This is a genomic window from Kitasatospora sp. NPDC036993, assembly GCF_055607525.1.
The window spans coordinates 207922-225373 of record NZ_JBVJRP010000010.1 but is presented as its reverse complement, the minus strand read 5'-3'; the positions used below and the strand labels follow the sequence as shown (position 1 = coordinate 225373).

The 17452-nt window shown below is 73.1% G+C and carries 22 protein-coding genes and 2 pseudogenes; 8 read left to right on the top strand and 16 right to left on the bottom strand.

All coding sequences use genetic code 11. The features are described from left to right. The first annotated feature begins 109 nt into the window (after nucleotides 1–109). Complete coding sequence (locus ACZ7C5_RS22715) at nucleotides 110–1375, top strand: MFS transporter (RefSeq protein WP_470323332.1); 1266 nt, start codon at nucleotides 110–112, stop codon at nucleotides 1373–1375. A gap of 239 nt (nucleotides 1376–1614) precedes the next feature. Here ACZ7C5_RS22715 and ACZ7C5_RS22710 read toward each other — a convergent pair whose 3' ends face one another. Next, nucleotides 1615–1980, bottom strand: coding sequence for a transposase (locus ACZ7C5_RS22710; protein ID WP_401089315.1), 366 nt, complete (start codon nucleotides 1978–1980; stop codon nucleotides 1615–1617). 154 nt (nucleotides 1981–2134) lie between these two features. Between ACZ7C5_RS22710 and ACZ7C5_RS22705 the strand changes: the two genes are divergently transcribed. Beyond that, the gene (locus tag ACZ7C5_RS22705) at nucleotides 2135–2656 is read left to right on the top strand and encodes an AidA/PixA family protein (protein WP_401089317.1); all 522 of its coding nucleotides are present in this window, start codon (nucleotides 2135–2137) and stop codon (nucleotides 2654–2656) included. Between the two features lie 284 nt (nucleotides 2657–2940). On the opposite strand, the gene ACZ7C5_RS22700 is transcribed toward ACZ7C5_RS22705, so the two are convergent. Next, a complete protein-coding gene (locus ACZ7C5_RS22700; protein ID WP_470323331.1) occupies nucleotides 2941–3480 on the bottom strand; it encodes an RICIN domain-containing protein in 540 nt (179 codons plus the stop codon). Nucleotides 3481–3575: 95 nt separating this feature from the next. Here ACZ7C5_RS22700 and ACZ7C5_RS22695 point away from each other — a divergent pair, with 95 nt between their 5' ends. Next, on the top strand, nucleotides 3576–4619 hold the full coding sequence (locus tag ACZ7C5_RS22695) for a questin oxidase family protein (RefSeq protein WP_470323330.1): 1044 nt from the start codon (nucleotides 3576–3578) through the stop codon (nucleotides 4617–4619). 226 nt (nucleotides 4620–4845) lie between these two features. Beyond that, a complete protein-coding gene (locus ACZ7C5_RS22690) occupies nucleotides 4846–5070 on the top strand; it encodes a holin (RefSeq protein ID WP_401089323.1) in 225 nt (74 codons plus the stop codon). A 39-nt stretch (nucleotides 5071–5109) separates the two neighbouring features. Here the strand turns inward: ACZ7C5_RS22690 and ACZ7C5_RS22685 are convergent, their stop codons facing one another. From ACZ7C5_RS22685 to ACZ7C5_RS22670, 4 genes are all read right to left on the bottom strand, one after another. Continuing rightward, nucleotides 5110–5766 (bottom strand): RES family NAD+ phosphorylase, encoded by a 657-nt coding sequence (locus ACZ7C5_RS22685; RefSeq protein WP_470323329.1) that lies wholly within the window; start codon nucleotides 5764–5766, stop codon nucleotides 5110–5112. Between the two features lie 13 nt (nucleotides 5767–5779). Further along, entirely contained in the window at nucleotides 5780–6829 is a 1050-nt protein-coding gene (locus ACZ7C5_RS22680; RefSeq protein WP_470323328.1) for a macro domain-containing protein, read from the bottom strand. Nucleotides 6830–6903: 74 nt separating this feature from the next. Next, complete coding sequence (locus ACZ7C5_RS22675) at nucleotides 6904–7053, bottom strand: DUF397 domain-containing protein (RefSeq protein ID WP_470323404.1); 150 nt, start codon at nucleotides 7051–7053, stop codon at nucleotides 6904–6906. After that, on the bottom strand, nucleotides 7007–7960 hold the full coding sequence (locus ACZ7C5_RS22670) for a helix-turn-helix domain-containing protein (protein WP_401089329.1): 954 nt from the start codon (nucleotides 7958–7960) through the stop codon (nucleotides 7007–7009). Before ACZ7C5_RS22670 ends, ACZ7C5_RS22675 begins: the two co-directional genes overlap by 47 nt. A 158-nt stretch (nucleotides 7961–8118) precedes the next feature. On the opposite strand from ACZ7C5_RS22670, the gene ACZ7C5_RS22665 reads away from it, so the two are divergent. Next, on the top strand, nucleotides 8119–8556 hold the full coding sequence (locus ACZ7C5_RS22665) for an ATP-binding protein (RefSeq protein ID WP_470323327.1): 438 nt from the start codon (nucleotides 8119–8121) through the stop codon (nucleotides 8554–8556). A 15-nt stretch (nucleotides 8557–8571) separates the two neighbouring features. Beyond that, nucleotides 8572–9210 carry a hypothetical protein gene (locus ACZ7C5_RS22660; RefSeq protein ID WP_470323326.1) on the top strand — a complete coding sequence of 213 codons (639 nt, stop codon included), beginning with the start codon at nucleotides 8572–8574 and terminating at the stop codon, nucleotides 9208–9210. A gap of 160 nt (nucleotides 9211–9370) precedes the next feature. On the opposite strand, the gene ACZ7C5_RS22655 is transcribed toward ACZ7C5_RS22660, so the two are convergent. The 4 genes and pseudogenes from ACZ7C5_RS22655 to ACZ7C5_RS22640 all read right to left on the bottom strand — a co-directional run. Then, a complete protein-coding gene (locus tag ACZ7C5_RS22655; RefSeq protein ID WP_401089335.1) occupies nucleotides 9371–9655 on the bottom strand; it encodes an IPT/TIG domain-containing protein in 285 nt (94 codons plus the stop codon). 140 nt (nucleotides 9656–9795) lie between these two features. Continuing rightward, a complete protein-coding gene (locus ACZ7C5_RS22650) occupies nucleotides 9796–10083 on the bottom strand; it encodes an IPT/TIG domain-containing protein (protein WP_401089337.1) in 288 nt (95 codons plus the stop codon). A 334-nt stretch (nucleotides 10084–10417) separates the two neighbouring features. Continuing rightward, a pseudogene (locus ACZ7C5_RS22645) lies at nucleotides 10418–10714 on the bottom strand (helix-turn-helix domain-containing protein); the annotation flags it as partial. Between the two features lie 2 nt (nucleotides 10715–10716). After that, nucleotides 10717–10869: pseudogene (locus ACZ7C5_RS22640) on the bottom strand (GNAT family N-acetyltransferase); the annotation flags it as partial. A 405-nt stretch (nucleotides 10870–11274) separates the two neighbouring features. On the opposite strand from ACZ7C5_RS22640, the gene ACZ7C5_RS22635 reads away from it, so the two are divergent. Further along, nucleotides 11275–12231, top strand: coding sequence for an SDR family NAD(P)-dependent oxidoreductase (locus tag ACZ7C5_RS22635; protein WP_401089340.1), 957 nt, complete (start codon nucleotides 11275–11277; stop codon nucleotides 12229–12231). Nucleotides 12232–12357: 126 nt separating this feature from the next. Here the strand turns inward: ACZ7C5_RS22635 and ACZ7C5_RS22630 are convergent, their stop codons facing one another. The 6 genes from ACZ7C5_RS22630 to ACZ7C5_RS22605 form a co-directional block, all read right to left on the bottom strand. Next, entirely contained in the window at nucleotides 12358–12762 is a 405-nt protein-coding gene (locus tag ACZ7C5_RS22630; RefSeq protein ID WP_470323325.1) for a DUF6188 family protein, read from the bottom strand. Between the two features lie 58 nt (nucleotides 12763–12820). After that, nucleotides 12821–13039, bottom strand: coding sequence for a hypothetical protein (locus ACZ7C5_RS22625; protein WP_470323324.1), 219 nt, complete (start codon nucleotides 13037–13039; stop codon nucleotides 12821–12823). Further along, nucleotides 13036–13992, bottom strand: a complete 957-nt coding sequence (locus ACZ7C5_RS22620) for a hypothetical protein (protein ID WP_470323323.1) — start codon at nucleotides 13990–13992, stop codon at nucleotides 13036–13038. Before ACZ7C5_RS22620 ends, ACZ7C5_RS22625 begins: the two co-directional genes overlap by 4 nt. 98 nt (nucleotides 13993–14090) lie before the next feature. After that, nucleotides 14091–14456: a S24/S26 family peptidase gene (locus tag ACZ7C5_RS22615; protein ID WP_470323322.1), complete on the bottom strand. Its 366-nt coding sequence runs from the start codon at nucleotides 14454–14456 to the stop codon at nucleotides 14091–14093. Nucleotides 14457–14560: 104 nt separating this feature from the next. Further along, nucleotides 14561–15097 carry a hypothetical protein gene (locus ACZ7C5_RS22610; RefSeq protein WP_401089348.1) on the bottom strand — a complete coding sequence of 179 codons (537 nt, stop codon included), beginning with the start codon at nucleotides 15095–15097 and terminating at the stop codon, nucleotides 14561–14563. A gap of 240 nt (nucleotides 15098–15337) precedes the next feature. Beyond that, nucleotides 15338–16402, bottom strand: coding sequence for a GNAT family N-acetyltransferase (locus tag ACZ7C5_RS22605; RefSeq protein ID WP_470323321.1), 1065 nt, complete (start codon nucleotides 16400–16402; stop codon nucleotides 15338–15340). A gap of 252 nt (nucleotides 16403–16654) precedes the next feature. On the opposite strand from ACZ7C5_RS22605, the gene ACZ7C5_RS22600 reads away from it, so the two are divergent. Next, nucleotides 16655–17380 carry a hypothetical protein gene (locus ACZ7C5_RS22600; protein ID WP_401089352.1) on the top strand — a complete coding sequence of 242 codons (726 nt, stop codon included), beginning with the start codon at nucleotides 16655–16657 and terminating at the stop codon, nucleotides 17378–17380. The last annotated feature ends 72 nt before the right edge of the window (nucleotides 17381–17452 follow it).

Sequence of the window (17452 nt, the reverse complement as noted above, 5' to 3'; positions counted from 1 at the left end):
CTCGCGTGACTAGGACCACAGGCGGCGGCCGCACCCCGGTGGTGCGGCGGCCCTTCGGCGTCCCGGTACACCGGCGCGCGGCGCGCGCCAGCCTTCGAGGAACCCCTTCATGCCTTCGTCCTACGCGGCGGTCCTGCGCACCCCCGGCGCGGTCCGGCTCTTCTCCGCTGCCCTCATCGGCCGCCTCTCCTACGGCGTCGTCCCCCTCTCACTCCTGCTCGCCGTCAGCGCCACCACCGGCTCCTACGCCCGGGCCGGCTGGCTGACCGCCCTGTTCGGCGCCTCCAGCGTGTTGCTCTCGCCCGTCCGCGCCGGACTGGTCGACCGCCACGGCCCGCGCCGGGCGCTGCCGCCGATGGCGGCCGGGTACGCGCTGGTGCTGCTCGGCCTGGCCACGGCCACCTGGCGCCCTGGCGTCCCCTACCCCGCGCTGCTCGCCCTCGCCGTGGCGGCCGGGGTGTTCGCGCCGCCCCTCGGGCCGGTCACCCGGGCGCAGTGGAGCGCCCTGCTGCCCGACCCCGGCCTGCGCCGCCGGGCCTACAGCCTGGACACCGTCGCCGAGGAACTCCTGTACGTCACCGGGCCGTTGCTGGCCGGTGTGATCGCCGCTGCGACGGCGCGTCCGGCGCTCGGGCTGGTGCTCGGCGCCGGTCTCGTCCTCGGCGGCACCCTCGCCCTGGCCGCCTCCGTCCGCACCGGGTCCGGCGCTGACACCGGCTCCACGGACGCCGGGGACCGGTCGCGTCCCTGGCAGTTGCTGGCCCGCACCCGCCAGCCGCTGGCCGCCGCGGCCGGGGCCGGTGCCGGGCTCGGGGCGTTCGGCCTGCTGGCGGTGGTCTTCGCCCAGCGGCACGGGCAGGCCGCGGACGCCGCCTGGGTGGAGGCGGCGCTGGCGGCCGGCAGCGCGGTCGGCGGTCTCGTTCTCGGTGCCCTCGACTGGCGGGCTCCGGCGCGGGCCAGGCTCGCCGTCCTCACCGCGGCGTTCGGCGGCACGCTGGCCCTGGCGGCCTTCGCCCCGACGCTCCCGCTCCTGGCGGCCGTCGCCGCCCTGGCCGGACTGGCCGTGGCCCCGACCCTCACCACCGCCTACCTGTTCACCGACGAACTCGCCGGCCCCGGCCGCCGCACCCGGGCCGGCGCCTGGGTCAACGCGTCGTTCAACGCGGGCAGTTCGGGCGGCACCGCGCTGGCGGGCCTGCTCGCCGACCGGCTCCCGTTGCCCCTGTGTCTCGCCCTCGCCGCCACCCCGGCCCTGGCCGCCCTCACCACCGTCCGGCTCGGCGGGCGGCCGTCCTCGGGCTCGGCGGACCGGCCGGACGAGGCTGCTCGCGCGGAGGATCCGTCGGCTCACCTCGGCGGGGCGCCGTCCGCGTGATCACTCGGTACCGCTCCTACCGCGATGTCGAGGGGTCGTTCGCCGTACCTGCCGGGACCGGCTCCTCGGCGGGGCAGGTGGTGGGGACATCCGCGCGGCCTCCATACCCGGGGCCCCGAACGCGGCGGCCCGGCGCCGGCGGCCCGGCGCCGGCGGGGCGGTAGAGGGGCGGTCCCGGTCGCTCGCACGGGCTAGCGACCGGGGCCAAGTCCCCCGTTTCTTTTGGTGCCTTGCCCATGTCACCGGACCCGCGACGGCTCGCAACGCCGTCGGAGGGAGTCGATCACCCCGCGAGCCCATCGCGTGTCCCCGGAATCCCCGAGCTCGGGCAGGGCGGCGAGCTGCAACCGCTCCCACACCCCGGCCCGGCTCCACTGGGCGAAGCGACGGTAGACCGTCTGCCATCGCGGACCGAACAGCGGCGGCAGCTCACGCCACGGGATGCCGGCGGTGACCACGAACACGATCCCGGCCAGCACCTCGCGGTCATCGGCCTTGCGCCGGCCGCCGCCTTGCGGCCGGACCGCCTCCGTCGGCGGTACCACTCTTCTGAACGGATCCCACAGCTCGTCGGGGACCAGACGCGAAACCAGGAGGACTGCCACGTCCTGGTCAAACGAGCGGGCGAGCCATAGGAAACCCTGCACAGGGAGAGGTTCGGGTACCTACTTGCTAGCGTCGCCTCCGGTGGGCCGGAACGGCGTGATGGATGCCGACAAAGGCGGCCCACTTTCGAACGCTAGCAGGGGGATGACGGCAATGCCCCAGCCTGAATTCATCAGGGTGCTGATCGTGTTCAACGCCGAAGACATCGTCAACGATCTCGGTCCGGGTTCCCAGGATCCGAAGAATCCCACGTGGGTCGAAGCGGCCGCCAAGTACATCTACGTGACCGTCAAGCAGGCGAACACCGTGTCCGGAAGCACCGGAGCCGAACTCAACATCACCGCACACGTGGATGACGAGATCCGGTGGCGCGAGACCACGTACTCCCTGGACGACAACTTCGCCGCGCTGCTCTACGACTACGAGAGCACGAGCAACCTCATCAGCAAGCCGCAGCCTTCAGGCCCGGCCCAAGCCAGGCTTCCCTTTTCGACCGCGACCAGCGCGGGGGACACGAAGTACGACGCCACGCAGAAGGTGCAGAACAGCTACTGGTCCGCCAACGTGACCAACCCTGGAAGCGGCAGTTACACGTTCTCGTTCCAGATCATCGACAGGGACGGAAACCTGGTGGGCTACTACAAGTGGGACCCGTTCCTCACCATCACGGGGTGACCTTCCGCGTCCCTGCCCGGCCGTTCTCGACCGGCTGGACAGGCACGGATCGACGGGCCTTCGACGCTCGTGGAAATGCGCTCCGGCATTCGCCTGTGGAATGGTGCCGTGGTGCGCGGGGAGTGGCGCGAGGGCCTTTCCGGCCGACGGCGTGGATGCCGGACTCCGCCGTTCCGGAAGGCCCGCACCCGTTCCAGGACGGTTGTACGGCGCACCGCCTGGTCCACCCGGAGTGGGAAGTCGGCCGGCCCGACTTCCCACTCCGGGCGGCGGGCCGGTGGGCGTCAGTCCTGGGAGAGGATCCAGTTCTGGTCGGGGGTGCCGGGCAGGCCGGCGCCGGTGGGGCCGGCGCCGTTGTCGGGGGCGGGGGAGCCGGTGACGGGCTGGTCGACGCCGGTGGTGTGGAGGACGAGGCCCAGGTCGCCGTGGCTCCTGATCAGGGTGGTGTCCTGGCTGTTGTCGATGATCCAGCGCTGCGTCAGGTCGCCGCTGCGGCAGGTCTCCTGGACGACGGCCTGCCCGATGCCCTTGGCGGTGACGCACTTGCCCGAGGTGCTGCCCTTGACGGTGAAGACGCCGACGGACTCGTAGGCGTAGTCGACCTTGTCGAACACCCAGGTCTGGCCGGCCGGAGCGGCGGCGCGGGCGAGGACGCCGGTGCCGGTGCCCTCGTCCAGGTAGGTCTGGTTGCCCTGGACCTGGAGCTGCCCGGTGAAGTGGGCCAGGCCGGCGGACGCCGGGGCGCTGTTGAGGACGGCGATGCCGGTGAACGCGACGGTCGCCCCCGCGAGGGTGGCGAGGGTCTTGTGGGTGATGAGCCTCATGTGACCCCACCCTACGCACAAGATCCTCCTCCGATAAAGGGCTTAGGTCTCCGGCCCGTTACGCCCCCGACCCGCGTCCGCCTACGGTCCTTGCCGTGGATACGACAGGGATTCTGGACGAGGCGCTCCACCGGCTGCACGGCACCGGGCCCGAGCGGCTCGGGCGGCTCAGCAACCACGCGCCGATGGCCGTCGAGGCCCTCGCCGCCCACGGGCAGGCGGGGGCGGTGCACCGCTGGCTCGACCTGTACGCGCGGAGGCTGGAGGAGTTCCCGTCCCGCGTCGAACCGGTCACGGACGCCAACTGGCGTTCGGCGCTGGGCGATCCGGGCCGCGTAGCCGACTGGATCGGCCACTTCGAGCGGGAGCTGGCGGAGCGTCCCTGGCGCGAGGTGCTCGCCCGGTGGTGGCCCCGGCTGCTGCCCGGCCTGTACGGCGGTTCGACGCACCCGGTGATCCGGGTCGGCCACGCGGTGCGCACGCTGCTGGCGGGCGAGGCCGCAGGCGCCGCCGGGGCCGTCGGGGTCGCCGCAACCGGGCCGAGGCTCGCGGAACTCGCCCACGGCCTCGGCTACTGGGCCGCCCGCCACCGGCCCGTCGCCGCACCCGCCCGGCTGCCCGGCGCCGCCGGCGCGGCCGCCGCGCTCGACGCGGTGCCGCCCGTCGCCGTCCGGGACGGCGGCTTCCCCGACCGGCTCGACCGCGTCACGGCCCTGCCGGTGTGGGCGGACGCGGTCACGGAACCGGGGGAGGCGTACGACCGCCTCACCGAACTGGTGCGGGCGGCCACGCACCGGTACGCCGCGTACGGCCACGGCGAGGAGACGATGCTGGTCCACGCGGCCACCGCCCCCAACGCCGTGCTGCGCACGCTGCCCGCGCTCCCGCGGGCGCTGTGGCCGGCGAGCCTGCGGGCGGCCTGGACGGCCTCCGCGGCGGTGACGGCGATGTACGCGCCCGCGGCGCCGGTCGCCTGCGTCCCGCCCGGGGCGGTCACCCCCGAGGAGGTGTTCGAGCTGGCCCTGGCGCACGGGGACGAGCACGTCATCAAGCTGGCGGACACGGCCCTCGACGTCGGCGACGCACCGGCGCTGGCGGCGGCCCTGCGCGCGATGGAGCTGAGCGACCGGCTGGGGTGAGGTGCGGAAGGGGACGCGGAATTCGTCCGGTGGTCCCGTCGTCGGATCCGTCGGCCTGAACGTGTACATCAGGGCGGCAACTCCCCGACGGCGCCTGCCACATGCCTCCGAAGGCCGACCCCCGACGTCCCGCGCGACCGCCGCGCACCGACCCCCGCCGCCCGGACCGGCCCGGGCGCCCCGTGAGCGTGCACCCCACCGCCTCCACCGCGAAGGAGTCCTGATCATGGCGAAGCTCATCATCGACCTGGTCGAGCGCACCGTTGCCACGTACGCAGCGGCGTTCCTCGGCCTGCTGCTGGCGGACGGGTTCGACCTGACGTCGATCAGCGCGCTCAAGGCGGCGGCACTGGCGGCGCTTCCGGCCGCGCTGACGGTGGTCAAGGGGGCGGTCGCGTCCCGCGTCGGCGACCCGCAGTCGGCCGCCCTGCTGGGCCGCAGCCGGGAGTGACCCGGGCCGGGGCCCCGCCCCGCCCGGCCGGGGCCGGCCTCACCCGGCAGCCGGCCCGCCCCACGGGGTCCGCGCCGGGTCGCCGCCCGTCCACGGCGCCCGGCCGTCCTCCGCCAACACGCTGACGAGCCACTGGAAGTGGGGCTCCTCGTCGAGGTGGCGGGAGGAGCCGGGCAACGGCCTCAGCGCACCCTCGCGGAGGCGGTCCCCGAAGAGCACCACCGACCTCGCCCCGCTGTCCTTCGACGACCGCCAGACCAGGCCCTGCGCCCAGGGGGCCGTCGCCCGCAGGGCCCTGGCCCACTGCCGGGTCCTGCGGTAGTCCTCCTTCGCCCCCCGGACGAGCCACTCGCCCTGGCCGACGGCGGCCAGGTCCCCCGGCTCGGCGAGGGACACCAGGCAGGCGTCCACGGTGAGTTCCACCGCCGAGATCACCCGGTTCCTGGCCCCGACCTTCGGGTCCTCGGCGGGCCCGCCCCGGCCCTCGTCGAGGAACACCTCGAAGACCGCCGTCCGGGGACTCAGGGCCGCGTAGTAGTACGGGTACGGCTCCTCGGAGGTGCTGTCGAAACGCCCGCCGCGCGGGGTGCCCCCGGTCGAGCCGGGGTTGAACTCGACCGGCGACCGGTGGGAGCGGTGGACGCGGTGCAGGACGGTTCCGCGGGGGAGCAGGTGCCGTCTGGGTGCGGTGGTCATGACGGTGAACCACTCAGAGTCGCTGGTGTGTTCCGGTCGACGTCAGTCCGGCCGTCTCTTCGAGGGCCGAGAGGAAGGCATCGCGGGTGAGGTTCTTGCGCGCGAGGAAACAGATGTCGGTCAGCGGCGACTTGGGGTTCTGCCGCAGGTAGCCTACCGCGGCCGCCACCATGCGCTGCGCGGTCGTCTCCCGGTCCCCGCGGCCCGAACCGACGCCCAGCGGCGGGAAGACGATGGACCGAGGCGGCTTGTCCGCGCCCAGGCGGGCGGCGGCCGCCAGCGCGTTGGTCACGCAGCGGTCGATCCCGCCGATCTGCTGGAAGCCCTCTCCCGGCTCGCCCCGGACGGTGGCCACGTGGACGACGAACGCCACGTTGTGCGAACGCGCGAGTTCACCGGAGCCCGTGACGATCGCGACACCGGGGGCGACCGGCGTCTTCCCGGCGACCTTCGCGGAGAGCTCGTCGGCGATCACGTCCTCGACGATGTGCCCGAACTCGTCGCGCCTGGCGCCCTCGTACCTGATGGTGCCGGAGATCGAGCGTTCGAACTGGCTGGACATCTGCATCTCGGTGTTCTCGGAGTTCACCCAGATGTCGACGCACTTGAGGTCGCGGAGATTGCCGGTGATCAGGCAGATCCGCTTGCCGCGGACACCGTCCAGGAGGAACGGGTGTACGACGAACTCCCGCAGGGTCTCGGGCGCTTGATCGGTACGGGTGGCTGCGGTGCGCTGACGCGGGATCCGGGCCGGGGGAGGGGAGGCGTTGCCGCGGTCGATCTCGGTGACCCTGCCGTGCACCCACATGATGGCGCGCAGGACGACGAACACGAAGGCGCCGGCCCCGCCGAGGGAGAACCCGAACGCGGAGCCCTGGGCCTCGGTTTGGGGGAAGAAGGCGAAGAGGACGAGGGTCGCTGCGAGGGCGAGGCAGAGCCAGGCGTACGTCATGGTGGCCTGGCCGCGGGTGCCGGATCTTTCGTTCGACCGTCGCAGCAGGAGGGCCATGCTGAGGACGAGCAGCACGGTGGCCGCAGCGAGTACGGGGACGTTGACCGACAATCCGCACCACCCAGGGGAGTCCGGTGTTCCGGGGGCTCCTTACCCGAGTGGTCGCGGGGACATGCGGGGGTGGTTCAGGGGCGTTGGGTCGGGAACTCGCCCCCGCGGACGGCTTCGATGAAGGAGGTCCAGGAGGAGGCGGGGAAGAGGAGGGCCGGGCCGTGGGGGTCCTTGGAGTCACGCACCGGGACGGCTCCGGGGAGGAAGCCAAGGGCCGCCTCGATGCACTCGCGTCCGTCGCCCGCGCTGTAGCTGCTCTTGCGCCAAGCGGCCTTCTTGAGATCGACGTTCTGCAAAGCGGTACTCCTCCATCGCATCGGTGATCAGGGCGCGGGTATCCCCCGGCGAGAGCACATCGGTACGTGCCAGGTCGAAGTCTCGCCTGGACTCTGCGACAACCGATGGGGCGTCACTGAATCGCCCACGGTACAGGCTCTCCGAGTACACGCATTCCTTCCCATCCGGCATCACCATCAGGATGAAGGATGTCGACGGCGTCACCGGCGCCGGACGATCGAACGGGGCCACCTCGACCACGATGTTCGAGCGCTCAGTCACCGCGAGCAGGTGTTCCATCTGCCGCCGCATCACGCCCGGACCGCCGATGATTGAGCGGATGGCACTCTCGTCAAGCACCACCATGAGTGTCGGCCCATCAGCAGTCAAGAAGCGGCGCTGTCGCTTCAGCCGAGCTTCGACCCGCTCGGCGAACAGCTTCGGGTTGTTGCGCGCGTTTCCGGTGCACATCATCGCGTGAACGTACTCCTCGCACTGCAAGAGGCCGTTGATCCGATTGTACTGAAGCACTCGAATCGCCAGAGCTGTCTCCTCCAGCTCCGTGAACATCCCGAACCAGTCCGGGCTTTCGATTTCCGCTTGCCAGTCCACTCGTTCCCAGAGTCGGACCAGCATGCCTCCCATGGCCAGGAAACCGTCGATCCGCTCCACGGTCTCCCGGTCCATCGACCTCCTGCCGCCCTCGAACCGGGTGATCACCGTGCGGTCGACGTGCAGCAGCTTGCCCAACTCCTCCTGCGTGTAGCCGGCTTGCTCACGCGCGAAGCGGAGCGCTTCGCCGAACATCTCTGCCGGGCTCACCGTCGGTCCGCTACCAAGACGCCGATGTGCCATGTGTTTCTCCTTCAGGTGCCACGGATCCCTACACAGCGTTTTGGTCGCCACCGTATCTCCAGCACCTCGATGATTGGCACCGGAACGCATTCAATCGCATGCAAAGCGTGACGTACGCCCCCTTTGCGCGCCCCCTCCTCCCCCTCCGAGGTCCCCTGATGCTCGCTGCCCGTCGCCCCCGCATGTTCGTCGCGCGCCTCGACTCCGAGACCGAATCCACGCCCCTGGCCCGCTACTTGCTCCGCGCCTACCTCTCCGGGCTCCCCATCGGCGAGCGCTACGCCGACACCGCCGAACTCCTCCTCGGCGAACTCTTCGCCAACGCCGTCCAGCACACCGACACCCCCGACGACCGCCACATCGAGATCCGCTTCGACCTCACCCCCGACCACCTCCTGCTCCTCGAAGTCCACGACGCCGACAGCGGCCACCCCACCCTCCGCACCGCCGGCCCGGACGACGAGCACGGGCGCGGACTCTTCCTCGTCAACGAACTCGCCCACCGCTGGGGCTACTCCCCCCGTCCGGGCGGTATCGGGAAGTTCATCTGGGTCCTCGTCGCCCCCGCCGTCACCCCCTCCCTCCTCACCGCCTGAAAGCCCGACCCCCTCATGAACCTCACCACCGTCGCCCGCCACGCCCTCACCCGTGGCCACACCCCCGCCGCCACCTACGCGCTCCTCGCCAAGCGCTCCGGCAAGCCCCTGCACTCCGCCCGCGCCGTCTGCCTCGCCCTGGCCATCCCGCTCGCCGAAACCACCCGCCGCCTCACCGACTGCCACGACACCCTCCTCGCCGACCCCCGCCCGAACTCCGAAACCGACACCGGCGAAGTCCTCGAAGCCCTCGGCATCTTCGACGTCCCCAAGTCCCTCACCGACACCGAACTCGCGGTCGTCGACCTGTTCCTGACCGCCATCGACGCCATGGGCGGCATCCGGGCCGGCCACCAGCACGGCCTCCAGCGCTGGATCACCACCGGCAACCTCACCACCGCCTACCTCTCCCTCGCCGCCGCCCACCCCCTCCCCCGCACCGGCAACCCCGCCCGGTACTGGACCACCCTCGTCGCGGCCGGCGAACTCCTCGCCACCACCCCCAGCCCCGACCGCCGCATCATCTACGCCCTCACCCACTGCCGCACCCAAGCCACCATCCAGCACCAGAAGTCGGCCCCGCCGACTTCCCACGCACCCACCGCGGCATACTCGGGCACCCGTTCGACGGCGACGACCGGGCGGCACCCGTAGTCCGTTCCCTACGCGGCATCCGGCCGGTCAAGGCCGGATGCTCCGGCCTCACGAATGCCGAGGCGTCACGCCGTTCTCCCGGCCGTGGTGCCTCCGGACAGCGGTGGGCGCAGGCTCCCCGGACGCTGAAATCGGAGTGCCTGCACCCGTGTCCGGTTCCCTACTTCAGGACCACGAACTTGTAGGAGCCGCTGGTGCCGCCCGAGCCCTCCACGGTCACGTCGTAGGTCCCGGGGGTCAGTCCGTCCGGAACCGTCACGGTCAGCGTTTCATCGTCGACCACGGTCGGGACGGCATCCTGCTTGTGGCCGGAGCCGTCATCGAAGTGGACCTTCGTCACGAAGGCCAGGTGATCACCGCTGATGGTGATCGTCGCCCCCTTCTTCGCCGCCTCGGGGTCGATGTCGTCGATCTTCGGCTTGTGGGTGGACCTGGTGCTGGTCATTGCTCCTCCTGCTGTCGGGTCGGGTGTTGACGACCCGGGCGTCCGCCCGTGCGGCTCGCCCGGGGGACTCGGGGACCCGGTGAACTCGACCCTCCGGTGCCTTCCGGAGGCCGGGGCACGTCGGGTCGATCGCGGGCCGGTCAGGACCGGAGAACGGCGAAGACGTACGGAGCGCTCCAGCCCGCCGAGTTCTCCACGGTCACGTCGGTGTTTCCGGCGGGAAGCCTCTCGGGAACCTTCACGGTGATCAGCTCATTGCTGAGGACCTCAGGGGTGACATCCTGAGGACTGCCCGTGGCGGGTGTGAACTTGACCTTGATGGCGCCGCCCAGGTGATCGCCCTCGATGCTGATCACCGTCTTGGTCTTCGCCGCCTCCGGTTCGATGTCGACGATCTTCGGCTTGTGAATGCTCCTGGTCTCCGTCATGTCTTCTCGTGCTGTTTCGGTGGACCACGCAGGCCTGAGGGTCGTTCGTGCAGGGAACTCGGTGGACCGCACGGTGCCTTGCGATGCGTCGGTCATCCGGTACGCGGGAGGAGCGTCTTCGGTGAAGGATCGGGACGGCGACGGCGAACTCCGGGTGGTGGTCTCGGAATTCGATGCACGTTCTTCTCGCGGAGCCTTCGCGGCACGGGTGTATCGGGCGGAGTCGCCCTTGGGGGAGAACGTATCACCAGGAAGTTCGTGCAAGTCTGACCTCGGCCGCAGGACAACGCGGGCGGGCTAACCCCGGGCTGTCACGGGGCGGGCTGTCCGAGGGGCGCGGGGCGTCGCGCGGGTACCGCGACGGACCGGGCGAGGGCGCCGCCCGCCGGGCGGGCGGCGCCCCGGTGGTCCTGCCAGTGGGGTTCCTGCCGTTGCGCCACCGCTTGCCGGTCCGGGAGTTGATCCCGACGATCCGGCAGGCTTCCCTGCTGCTCAGACCCTGGTCCATGAGCCGGAAGCATTCCTCCCGCTCACGGACCGGCTTCCGTCGTCCCCGTCCCGTTCGGTCCTTGCGGATCTCGAAGTCATTGCACTCCTCAGCTGGAGTGTTGCAACGATCCCTAGAACCCAAGCACGGGGCCGGGGGCCGCCGAGGTAGGTGTGCACCTGCGGTGAGGCGAGCAGTTCGATGAACGCCGCACGGTCCCGGGCCTCGGGCTGACGGAGCACGAGCCTGTCGGTCCTGATCGGCTCGGGCGGCCACGCCACGGGTCCCAGATCTTCCACCCCCGCACGCTGACAGACGGTCGCACCAGCCGAACGGGCGACGGATCCGGCCCCAGTGTCCGGCAGAGGGCAGAGGGCAGAGGGCGAGGAGCAGCAGACCGAGGGAGGCCGCGGAGAAGGGGACGATGCGGCCACGTCCCAACGCCGCTGGGAGACCAGGGTGTCGAGGCCGGACCAGCCTCGGCCCCGGCTCGCCGGCCGGGTGTCAACGTGCCGGGCCCGGGGCGGCAGCGGACCTGACGCCGCGTGGGATCGGACCGGGCTGGTGGCGCGGTGTCGGCCGGCTGTCAGCGGGGACGGCGACCTGCCGGTGGGATGTGAGCGGCCTGCGGAACCGTGGGGAGGGACGGCGGCCGATCCGCCCGCCGTCCCTCCAGACCCACTCCGAACTCCGGGAGCCCCGCCGTGCCAGCCACCCCCTCCGTACCCCAGGCCGCGCCGTGGGACGTCCACCGGCTGCCCCGCGCCGACGGGAAGAACGTCCTGGTCACCGGCGGCAACGCGGGCATCGGGTACTTCGTCGCCGAGCAGCTCGCCGGCACCGGCGCCACCGTCGTCCTCGGCAGCCGCGACAGAGCGAAGGCCGAGGCCGCGATCGCCTCCATCGGCTCGCGCGTCCCCGGCGCCAGGGTGACGCACCTGCCCCTGGACCTGGCCGACCTCGGCTCGCTCCGGGCCTCCGTGGACGGGCTCGGGCTGGACCGCCTCGACGCCGTCGTCCTCAACGCCGGTGTGGCGCTCGACCATCCGCCGCGCCGCGAGACCGGGGACGGCCACGAGCTGATGTTCGCCACCAACCACCTGGGCCACTTCGCGCTGACCCACTGCCTGGGCCCCCTGCTCACGGCGACCCCCGGGAGCCGGATCGTCACCACGGGCAGCTTCGCCGCCAAGTCCGAACGCCTGGACCTCGACGACCTCCAGAGCACGCGCGACTACCGGCCCAAGCGCACCTACGGGCGCTCGAAGCTGGCCCAGATGCTCTTCGCCGTCGAACTCGACCGCCGCCTGCGGGACTCGGGCAGCACGACGCTGAGCGTGCTCGTCCACCCCGGCGGCGCGCTCGACTCCCTCACCCCCTCCCGCCCGCCGCTGCACGTCCGCACCACCGGCGAACGGCTGCGCCACCTGCCGCTCGGGCTCGTCGTCCAGGGCAAGGACGCCGCCGCCTGGCCCGCCGTCCGGGCGGTGCTCGACCCGGGCGTGCGCGGCGGCCGGATGTGGAGCCCCCGCGCGTTCGGACTGCGCGGCACGCCCAGGGCCGAACCCCTCTGGGACCACCTGACCGACCCCGCGACGGCGGCCCGGCTGTGGGAGGCCAGCTGCGACCTGGTCGGCGATGGGCCGGCGCCCGCGCTCTGAGGCTGACGGCTGTGCGTGGGAAGTCGGCCCGGCCGACTTCCCACGCACGGCCTTCCACGACCGCGTACTCCTCGGTCAGTACGTCCTGGAGGCCAACCCACGTGTCCTGAAGCGGTAGGAGCCCGGTCAACCCCTTCGCTGATCGGACGTCCTCACGCTGCCACCCGGCGCGGAGGCGAGGAAGTGCCGGCCCCGGAGAGCGACCGTCCAGCCGGGGCCGTCGGACGCCGCCGGGACGTCCAGCCGCCAGCCGTTCGCGAACCGGACGCTCAGGGTGCCCGAGTCGTCGGCGCGGACCCCGGCGACCACCTGGTCGAGCAGTTGCGTGACCCTGCCCAGGTTGAGCCGCGCCGCGGCGTGGACGGGAAAGGTCTCCGTGCCCGCCGTCAGTTCGGCCGGCCCGTGCGCCTCGATGCCGTGCGGGCCGATGTGCAGCCGCACCGTGCTGCCGAGGACCACCTCGCCGACGCCCACCCCGCGCATCGGGCGGAGGTCCCAGCCGTCCTCGACGCGGTCGATCCCGTTCTCCATGGGGGGCAAGGCTACGGAGCGGCGCGGCCAGGGACGCGGGTGGCCGGCGGGGCGGGGATCAGTCTGCGTGTGGGGGCCAGGGGCCGGCGAGCAGCCGCCGGGCCTCGGCGACGATCGCCGAGGCGGTCCCGGTGCGCGGGCCGTGGCCGGTCGACTCCCAGGCGTCGACCAGGTCGACCAGTGGCCGCAGTGCCTCGGGCCGGCCCAGCGGGCCCCAGCTGTCGTGGGCGATCGCACCGCCGCCGGTCGCGGGTGCCGCACTTCCCGTCACGATCAACCGGAGCCACCAGCGGGCGAGTTCCCAGCGGGCCGACTCCGCCGGGAGGGCGGTGCCGTCGGCGGGAGGAGCCGGGGCGAGGCCCAGTTCGGTGAGCACCTGCCCGAAGAGCGCGCCGGCCCGCCCGTACTCGTCGCCGGGCAGGCCGGCGAGCGGGGGAGGGACGGAGCCTCGACGCCGAGGGCCAGCGCGACCAGCCCGGCCTGGACCATCTGGTCGTCGTGGACCCGGCGGCCGATCAGTTGCTCCAGTGCCAGCATCCGCAGGTGCTCGACCGCTTCCGCCGGGGTCGTCGCGCAGGGGTCGTGCGGTGTGGTGAACGCCGTCTCGGGGCAGCCCTCGACGATGGTCGACCAGAAGCGGACCGTGGCACGGGCCCGGGAACGTCCGGTCGGCCCGGTGTCCGGCCGGGTGCCCGGCCCGGTGCCCGGCTGGTCGTTCGGCCGGCCGGTGAACTCGTGCCGGACGTAGTCGGCGAGGTCGTCCCCGTAGCGGATGATGTCGCTCTGGTGGACCGAGAGCACCGGATGGCCCGACTCGCCCGGCGTGCCGGGCAGGTAGCGGTGACCGTAGACCGGGACCAGCCGCGGTACGGCCGCCAGTGCGGTACGCGCGATCCGCAGCGCGTCCGGTGCCCCGGTGGGCCTCGGCCCCCAGCCCGGGTACCAGAACCCGTTGTGCGTGACGTCGAACAGCACGCCCTCGACCGGCCGGGACAGTCGCTCCCGCAGGTCCTCGGGGTCGCCGTGGCGCCAGTCCGGCCACTCGCGCGCGCCGTGCGGGAGCCCGGCGGCCAGGAAGACCCGGTGGTCCGCGGCGAACCGGACGCCGAACCGGGCCTCGACCCCGTCGAGTTCGTCCTCGCTCAGACCCGGCCCGATCTCGGCGCCGAGGAGGCACTGGAGGTCCTTGGCGGCTTCGGGGGTGAGCGGGCGGGGCGACGAGTCGATCACGGGGGCAGCGTACTGGTCCGTACCGGTACCGGAGGGGGCGGAGCCTGTGAGGCCGGGCGGCTCGACCGAGGGGGCCGGGGGTCGGGGCGGGGGCCGGCTCAGGGCCGGTCGTCGGGGTCGGCTGCCCGGGCCTTGGCCGCGGCGCCGGGGCGGGGTGCCCCGTCGACCGCGACGCAGATGCCGAAGACGCGGGCGCGGTTGGTCCAGCCGTTGACGCGGCCCCGGTTGTTGCTGATCTGGACGCGCTGCCTCGCCGGGTCGAGGGAGGACACCAGGTGCAGGTAGACGGTGCCGGCGACGCGGGCGAGGACGATGTCCCCGGGCTCCAGCTTCGACGGGTCGACCGGGGCGACGGCCACCAGCTGCCGACTGCGGATCAGCGGGACCATCGAGGAGCCGCTCGGCCGGAACTCGACGGTGGCCCCGCCGGCCACCCTTGCCGCCACCGCGTCCAGTGCACCCATCCGGTGATCGTGGCAGACGCGGTGGGGGCGGGCCCACCGGTTTTTCGGCGTCACCTCCCCGCCGGGGAGGCGGGCGTTGACGCGTCCGTGAGGGCGGAGCCGCACTACCGGGGCGGTGCCGGTTCCTTCCGGAGGAGCTCCTCGGCGGAGCACATGCCGTCCGGGTCCAGGTAGAGGCAGATGTTGAAGCCCTTCGCATCGTGCTGGACCTGGGCTTCGAGGCCGCACCAGCTGGGGAGATCGGCGTTGTCCGGCGATATCGAGAAGTTCGTGCCTTCGTCCGCCGAGCCGCTCGGCTCCCAGACCCGCCACTTGCCGGCCTTCATGCTCGTGGAGCAGGAGTAGCCGTGCATCGCGTGGTCGATCCCGTCCGCCGTCAGGCTGTGGTCGGCCGACAGGTGCACCCTGGCACCGGCGGCGTTGCTCCAGTCCCCGACCAGCTCGGCCTGCGTGAGCACGGCCACCTCGCCGCCGGCGGCGGCGCACGAGGTGCAGGCGAGTACCAGGCACCCGACGACCGCGGCCACCCGTCCGGCGAACCCGCCGAGTCGGTGGGCCGTGCGGTGCGCCCGGCTGCCCGGGCGCGGTGCCGGCCGTCTGCCGTGGCCGGCTCCGGCCGGGCCGTCGTGTGCTGGATCCATGTCCCACCCCTTGGTTCGGGAGCGTCGGCGCATGCGCGTGCCCAGAGGGCCGGCGATGCTCCGCCGCGTTCGGGCCAGCCTGCCACATGTTTTGAACCCGTTCAATTTGCGAGGGTCGATGGATCGGAGCGGCCGCCCCGGGCTGCCGAGGCGCTGGTCGCAGACGTCGGGCACGGGCGGTGGCGGTGGCGGCGGCGGTGGTGACGGTGGTGGCGTCACCTGTGGCGCACGGTGGTCCTCTCACTGGTCCTCCTCGGAGGATCGGGGGCTGATGCCACGGTTGTTCCCGTACGATCCGACCGGTAGGCCGCCCGCAGGGGTGGTGCGGGCGGCGCTGGGTTGACGCGGATTCAGCCGGCGGAGAGCACCAAGGCGGCGGGCGGTGGTGCGGTAGCCCAGGCGCTCGAAGGCCGCGGCCATCGGCGTGTTGGCCAGGTCGGTGTCGGCGCGGACCTGCCGCGGGTCGGTCTCGGCCGCCAGGATCCGGGTGGTCTCGGCGAGGATCTCGTCCGCGTACCCGTGGCCCCGGTGCCCGGGCAGCACCCCGAGGTAGCCGACCACGGGGGAGGCGTGGTTGCGCGAGGGGACGGCGAAACCGGCCACCTCGGCGCCGGGCGTACGGGCGGTGCGCCAACAGGAACGCTCGCCGGGCATGGTGTCGCGGTAGAACGCGACGTCCGCGCGCCCGGGCCCTGGCGCCGATCCGGGCGGCCTCCCGGCGGGTGGCGGCGTCGAGGCTGCCCTCCAGGACCCGGCGGAACAGGCCGGTGAAGACCTCGTCGTCGGGCTCGGCGCGGAAGAGCAGGCGCCCCGACGGCTCCGGGAGGCCGGCCCGGGGGGCCACTCGTAGCGCAGGCGCTCCACGCTCGCCGTCAGCCCGGCCCGGCGGGCCGCCTCCTGACGCCAGTCCACGCCCGCGACCGCGTCGGGGCGGTTGTGCCAGTCGACGGGGAGGAACAGGTGGTACGCGGGCGGGGCGCTCGCGCCGGCGGCGAACACCGGGTGCGCGGCGGCGAGCAGCCCGGCGGCCAGGGTGGTGCGGTCGGTGGCCGGCCGCACCGTGTCGTGGACGAGCACGGCGTCGAGGGCACCGGGCGACGTGTCGCCGGGGGAGCCCCACCAGACGGCGAGGGCGAGCGGCGCGGTGCCGGGGGCCTCCTCGGCGACCCACGTCCACGCGGGGCGGTACTCGCCGGCGGCGAGCCGGGCCCGGTACGTGTCGGCCGTGAGGTCGCAGGCCGGGCCGGTGACGAGGAGGGGGAGGAGGCGGTCGAGCTCGGACGCGAGGATGGGGCGGAAGATCACGGCCCCTCCGGGGAGGGGCAGGTGCGGTCGGGGAGGGACGGGTGCGGTCGGGGGCGAGGGCAGGGTCGGGGCGCACCCGGTCATCCCCGCCACCCCATCGCCGCGCGCAGGAAGTCGGCCCCGCCGACTTCCTGCGCGCACACCCCCAGGCCGTCTCGGCGCAGCCGTCGGCCGTGTCAGTGCCCGGTGGTAGGCATGGGCCGCAGGAACAGGAGGGGTACGCGTGACGACCGGTGAAGGCGAGGAGGCGAGATGAGCACGAGACTGTATCTGGACAGTGCCCGGCAGCCCCGGACACCGGACGGGTCGGCGGGGGAGTGGGCAGACTTCTTCGACGGGGCGATGGAACTGGAGGCCAAGAACTGGCCGCCGCTGCTGTGGTGGGCGATGTTCGGCCGCGCGGATCTCGCCGAGGCGAGGATCGCCGACACCGAGGACGCCGGAACCGTGGAGCACGCGGAACTGCTGGAGGAGTGGGGCGAGGCCGCCTACCCGTACCTGGTGGTCGACCAGCCGACGGCGCTGGCGCGGCTGCGCGCCCGGCGGGAGGCGCTGACCGGCCTGCTCGGCGAGCGGTTCGCGCCGCTCTACGACGAGTTCGTCGCGCTCGTCGACGCCCGGTTCGGCCCCTACGTGCTGCTGCGGACCGAGGCGTTGGCCGACGGCGGCGATGGCGGAGGCCTTCGCCGACTGTTCGAGGAGACCCTGGCCGACCTGGAAGGCCTCGACGCGGGCCGCGCCCCGGCGGCCGGCGGGTGCCTGGACGACCTGGTCGGGTACTTCCGGCGGTGGCAGCACACCGATCCGGTCTGGCTCTTGGCGGGAGCCGGCCGGGGATGGCCGAGCGCCGAGCTGCGCGAGCGCCTCGCCGGCGGCGCTGCCGGCGCTGCCGCGGCCGGGCGGCCGTCGGTAGCCGGGGGCCGGGTGCGGGGTGCCCTGGCCGGGCTGGTGGCAGGCCTCGTCCGGAGGAAGGGGTGAGCGGCTGGGGATGAGCGGCTGGGTGCGGGCGAGTTCGGCGGCCTGCTCCGGGGTCAGGGCTGTGCCGTGGGT

Bases quoted from the DNA above. Each gene is read 5' to 3' on its own strand.
- ACZ7C5_RS22715 (WP_470323332.1), top strand. From the start codon at position 110: ATGCCTTCGTCCTACGCGGCGGTCCTGCGCACCCCCGGCGCGGTCCGG.
- ACZ7C5_RS22705 (WP_401089317.1), top strand. From the start codon at position 2,135: ATGCCCCAGCCTGAATTCATCAGGGTGCTGATCGTGTTCAACGCCGAA.
- ACZ7C5_RS22700 (WP_470323331.1), bottom strand. From the start codon at position 3,480: ATGAGGCTCATCACCCACAAGACCCTCGCCACCCTCGCGGGGGCGACC.
- ACZ7C5_RS22690 (WP_401089323.1), top strand. From the start codon at position 4,846: ATGGCGAAGCTCATCATCGACCTGGTCGAGCGCACCGTTGCCACGTAC.
- ACZ7C5_RS22685 (WP_470323329.1), bottom strand. From the start codon at position 5,766: ATGACCACCGCACCCAGACGGCACCTGCTCCCCCGCGGAACCGTCCTG.
- ACZ7C5_RS22670 (WP_401089329.1), bottom strand. From the start codon at position 7,960: ATGGCACATCGGCGTCTTGGTAGCGGACCGACGGTGAGCCCGGCAGAG.
- ACZ7C5_RS22665 (WP_470323327.1), top strand. From the start codon at position 8,119: ATGCTCGCTGCCCGTCGCCCCCGCATGTTCGTCGCGCGCCTCGACTCC.
- ACZ7C5_RS22660 (WP_470323326.1), top strand. From the start codon at position 8,572: ATGAACCTCACCACCGTCGCCCGCCACGCCCTCACCCGTGGCCACACC.
- ACZ7C5_RS22655 (WP_401089335.1), bottom strand. From the start codon at position 9,655: ATGACCAGCACCAGGTCCACCCACAAGCCGAAGATCGACGACATCGAC.
- ACZ7C5_RS22650 (WP_401089337.1), bottom strand. From the start codon at position 10,083: ATGACGGAGACCAGGAGCATTCACAAGCCGAAGATCGTCGACATCGAA.
- ACZ7C5_RS22630 (WP_470323325.1), bottom strand. From the start codon at position 12,762: ATGGAGAACGGGATCGACCGCGTCGAGGACGGCTGGGACCTCCGCCCG.
- ACZ7C5_RS22615 (WP_470323322.1), bottom strand. From the start codon at position 14,456: ATGGGTGCACTGGACGCGGTGGCGGCAAGGGTGGCCGGCGGGGCCACC.
- ACZ7C5_RS22610 (WP_401089348.1), bottom strand. From the start codon at position 15,097: ATGGATCCAGCACACGACGGCCCGGCCGGAGCCGGCCACGGCAGACGG.
- ACZ7C5_RS22600 (WP_401089352.1), top strand. From the start codon at position 16,655: ATGAGCACGAGACTGTATCTGGACAGTGCCCGGCAGCCCCGGACACCG.